The sequence below is a fragment of the Nocardiopsis sp. TNDT3 genome, assembly GCF_003427465.1.
Taxonomy (GTDB): Bacteria; Actinomycetota; Actinomycetes; order Streptosporangiales; family Streptosporangiaceae; genus Nocardiopsis; species Nocardiopsis dassonvillei.
Genome location: NZ_QPFC01000177.1, coordinates 1 through 4,238 on the forward strand (window position 1 = coordinate 1; position 4,238 = coordinate 4,238).

The 4,238-nt window shown below is 76.9% G+C and carries 1 protein-coding gene; it reads left to right on the forward strand.

Annotated elements, in window-relative coordinates:
* Positions 1-4,105: hypothetical protein (locus DQW06_RS04860; protein ID WP_117198034.1), on the forward strand; the 4,105-nt coding region annotated here is incomplete at its 5' end.
* Between the last annotated feature and the right edge of the window lie 133 nt (positions 4,106-4,238).

Below are 4,238 nucleotides of genomic sequence, written 5' to 3' on the forward strand. Positions count from 1 at the left end.
GGCCGAGGAGGCGCGTGCCCTGGGCCGGGTGCTGGCGGCCTCCGGGGGGCGCGAGGTCCCGGTGAGCGTGCTGGAGGCGGCGGACCGGGTCTTCGCCGAGGCACCGCCGTCCGAGGAGGACCGGCCCGGCCTGGCCGTCCTCTTCCCCGCCTCGGTCACCGACGGCGCCCCGTGGCTACGCCTCCTGGAGACCACCGGCGTCGCCGAGGACATGGCTCAGGGGCGTCTGCGTCCGAAGGGCGGCTACGGCGCCTGGCTGTCGCGCTACTTCTTCATGTACGGCTACCGGTGGGTGGGCCAGGGCGTGACCAGGCAGCGGATGCCCGATGAGCTGTACGCGCTGCTGGAGCGCATCGCCCCGCGCATCCGCGAGGAGAAGGCCCCCGTACGCCTCTACGAGGGCCGTTACCGGCACGGCCGCGTGGACGGCGAACTGGTGCGGGCCTGCGAGTCCCACGGCATCGGGGTGGACCTGCCCGCGGGGGTCGGGCGCCCCCTGCGCGGTCCGCAGAACACCGGAGGCGGGACGAGGCCGCACCCGCGTTTCCTGGAGCAGATGAACGCCGAGGTCGAACGGGTCCGGGGCGGTCTGCTGGAGTCGGCGGACAGGGGGCTCGCCGAACTCGACGCCTGCCTCTCCCACGAGGTCATGCGGAACCTGGACGAGGTCGAGGAGATCCTGGACGGGCTCGACCTGGCCGCGCCGCTCGCCCGAACCCTCCGGTTCGGGGTGCCCGGCGAGTACGGGTGGCGGGCCTTCGAGGAGGCCGTGGCCGAGATCGGCGCCCGCGACGGCGGCGTCCGGGGCATGACCTCCACGTGGCCGGTGCTGACCGTCTACGGCAGGGACGCCGCGGTGGCCGTGGACCACCGGGAGAGGCGCGGGTCCTGTTCCTTCACCCTGCCCGAGGACGCCGACGAGCACACCGTGCACTTCGTGGGCGGGGACTTCCAGGTGGCCTGGACCACCAGTGGGAGGAGCGACGGCCGACGGTCGCAGCGGGCGCTGTGGTGCTCGGCGCCCGAGGACGTGTTCGACACGGCCTCCTCCCCGGCCCTCTTCGACCACGGCACCGCCCACTGCCACGACCTCGGCCTCGTCCTGGCCTCCCCGGACGGGGGCCGCTACGACCAGGACGGCGTCCTGCGCCCCGGGGACCGCAGGGGCGTCGTCCGAGTCGGCGACCACCTGGGCGACGGCACGCGCGTCTGGTCGAACACCGGCGGGGGCGACAGCGGTTTTCCGGAGGTGGACGCGGCCACCGGCGTCAGCGGAGACCTCACCTGCCCCGACTTCCTCACCCCGGACCCTCGGCTCGGTTACGCCGACTACCTGGACACGCGCCTGCACCTGGTCGGCCTGCCGGAGGGGGCGGACGGTTCCCCGCTGGGTTCGGCGGACGGGCTCGCGGGCTTCCGCGTGGTCTGGACCGGCCCCGGCGGGGAGGGGGCCGGGAAGGCCCAGCGGGCGCTGGAGGGCACCGACGGACGGCGCGCCCGGCTCCCCGACCGCCTCGACCTCAGGTACTGGGGTGTGCTGCGCATGCCCGGCGGCGCCGCCGGAGGGCTGTTGGCCTACCGCTGGAAGGCGGGCCACACGGTGGTCCAGTGCCGGGACGCCGACGACCACTCCCTGATCTGGGAGACCTGGGCCTACCCCAAGGCCCGGCTGAGGAACCACGAGGGCAACGGCCTGATCCCCCTGATGCCGCCGCCCGCCTTCTGGCACTTCCTGTCCCCGCGCGACCCGGACGCCTCCCGTGCCCTGCGCGGGGTGGACGAGGCCACCGCGCGCCGGCTCATCGAGGCGGCCCTGCACGCGCCCGGTGCCGAGGACCCCTCGTCCCCCGAGTCGCCGCTCGCCTCCTCGGCCCGGACCTCGCCCGCGCGCGCGGCCGCCGTGCGCGAGGCGCTGTCCCGTCTGCTGCCCGAGGTCACCGACGAGGCGCTGGTCGACGGCACGGGCGGTGTGGTGTGGGCGGTGCTGTGGGCCGCCGAACTGCGCCTGCGCCGCGAGGAGGCGTCCCGGCGCACCGCGCTCGTGCGCGCCGGCGCGCTGCCGGGTCCTGTCGCCGAGGCCACCGACGCGGACCTGGAGAGGGCGCTGGCGGGACTGTTCGACTCCGCGGAGACGGCGTTCCACTCCTCCTCCCGCGACCTGGCGGCCACGGTCACCGCCCTGACCGCCGACGGCGCGCGGCTGCGCGGCCGCACCGACGAGCACACCCGCAGGCTGAGCCCGCCCGGCGCACCCGCGCGCTGGGAACCCCTGCTCGGCCGCACCGACGCGGTCCTGTGGCGTCTGGCCACCGGCAGCGCGAGCCCCCGCGAGCGCGGGGCGCTGGTGGCACTGCTGCGCGTGTGGGCCGAGCAGCCCTTCGCCGAACGGGGGACCGTGTGGGTGCGGGGCCTGGCCACCGGCGCCTCGCTCGCGCCCCTGGTGGCCGCCGGACAGGCCGTCATCGTCGAACCGCCCTCCCCCCTGCCGCGCGGGTACGGCAGGGAGGCGCGGCACTGGTCGGGGCGCTACCTGGCGGACCGGTGCTACGCCTACGTGCGCGCGGGGTCGGCACCCGTGCCGGAGGGCGCCGAGGAGCAGGACCCGGTGCGGATCGAACGCGACGAGACCGCCCGGCTGCACCGCTTCCTGGAACTCCTCGACCAGCGGGGCCCCGTGGTGTTCGGCCCCGAGGCGGTCGCGGCCTTCCGCGCGACCACACGGGTCGCGAGGGCCACCGCCGAGTTCGTCCTGTCCGGGGAGTTCGGCCGTTCCAAGGCCGCGCCGGAGAAGGGCGCCGCCCGCGCGGAGTACCAGAGGACGGGCGCGAGGCTGAGCACCGAGCAGCGCCGCCGCATGCTCGTGGCGGCCGTGCCCGACGACCCGGCCGGCCTGTGGGAGCCCGGCGGCACCGTCGCCGCGGCCGAGCGCATGGCCCGGGTGTGGGTCGAGATCCTCGGGGCCCAGCCGACCAGGGCCGAACTGGCCGCCGCGAAGGCCGAGTCCGAGGTGCCGGACCTGTTCGCCGCGGACCTGGCCATGGACCCCTTCTGGACCGGCCTGCTCGCCGACCCCTCCGGGGAGGGCCACGCCGCCGCCGACCAGCCCCGCCACCTGGTCCAGAACTCCTGGGGGAGCCTGGAGGTCCGCCGCGACGACACCAGGGAGAGGATCCACGGCGTCGGCGCCCTCGCCCTGCCCTTCCGCGACCCGGCCACCGTGCTCTCCTGGGCCGCGCTCCAGCTGCCGGTGGGCCACCCCGCCGCCGCGGGAGCGGCCCAGCTGCACGCGCGCCTCTCGGCGGGGCTGCGCCGCCCCGGTTCGTACGTTCCGCTGTCCTGCGACGTGCCCGCCCCTGCGGTCCGGGCGTGGGCGGAGCGGGCCGGGGCCGTCCCCGTCCGGGTCGGGCCGGAGCGCGCCCTCGAACCCGGCTCCGCCGCGTGGCCGATGCACAGCGACGGCGTTCTCGTCCTCCACGAGCCCCGGATGGACCGCCCGGTCGTGCCCGTGCTGCTGACCGCGGGACTGTTCGACCCCGGCGCCGTCGAGCGCACGGTGGAGGCGCTGACCGGGCTGGACCTGCACGACACCGCCCGGGAGGTCCGCAGGGCGGCGGCGCTGTACGGCGGGCTGGCCCGCACGGCCGCGCGCGCGACCGACACCCCGGTTCCGGCGGGCGGTTTCGAGGCCGACCCGCGTCTGAGCGCCCCCGACCTGGTGGAGGAGGTCGCGGGCGGGCTGGACGCTGACGCCGACGCGGCGGCGCTGTACCTGCAACTGCTCACCCTGTCCCGGCCCACCGACCGCAACGTGCGCCGGTGGAACGGCTGGGCGCCCGCGCACCACAGGAGGACCGCCGCCCGCCTCCTGGAGACCGGCGCGGTCGAGCAGGGCAGGCGCTCGCGGGCCGGGCGGACGCTCTTCGTCCCCGGCGACTGGACCGAGCTCAAGGCCCCGCACCTGCCCCTGGAGACGGCCAAGCTCGGCTCCCACCTGGTCCGGGCCAGGTTCGACAGGCAGATCGAGGGGCCCCTCAACGGGGTGTGGCCGGTGGCGCCCGCGCACGAGATGTTCGCCCGGGCCTGGAGGGAGCGCGGCCCGGCGTGAGGGCGGGACCGGCCCGGGCCCATGGCGAGGCCACCGGGCGGCCCCCGGATTCGGCGTCCGCGGGTTCAGCGCCCGCGGCGCCGACCCGTCGCGGCCAACGCCCGCTGCCACCACCCCTGGGCCTCCCCGGGCC